This window comes from Herbidospora sp. RD11066, from assembly GCF_054661255.1.
Genome location: NZ_BAAGDO010000055.1, coordinates 1 through 368, shown reverse-complemented (window position 1 = coordinate 368; position 368 = coordinate 1). Strand labels below are relative to the sequence as shown.

Here is a 368-nt window from a genome sequence, read left to right as displayed (position 1 = left end):
CGGTGTCCATCGCTGAGGTCCTCCGCAACCACATCTGTGGCCAGCATGTTGCCGAGTATATGAGTGAACTGAAGGAAGAGGATGAGGAAACTTTCAAAAAACAGTTCTCTCAGTACATCAAGAATGGTGTTGAACCTGACCAGATTGAGGAGATGTACAAGAAGGCTCATGCTGCAATTCGTGAGGACCCCGAAGCTAAGCCTGCTCCCAAGAGAGACATACAACCCAAGAGGTTCAACCGCAAGAAATTGTCCCTCCAACAGCGCAAGGCCCGTGTTGCTCAGAAGAAGGCATACTTCCTGAAGCAGCAAGGGGAAGGCGAGGATGATGATGATGATGATGAGGAAGATGAGGAATAAACTGCCAGG

1 protein-coding gene is annotated in these 368 nt (G+C 49.7%); it reads left to right on the top strand.

Annotation, left to right across the window (positions count from 1 at the left end; translation table 11 throughout):
• Positions 1-359: hypothetical protein (locus tag ACYQ78_RS39315; protein ID WP_459806091.1), on the top strand; the 359-nt coding region annotated here is incomplete at its 5' end.
• Positions 360-368 lie beyond the last annotated feature (9 nt).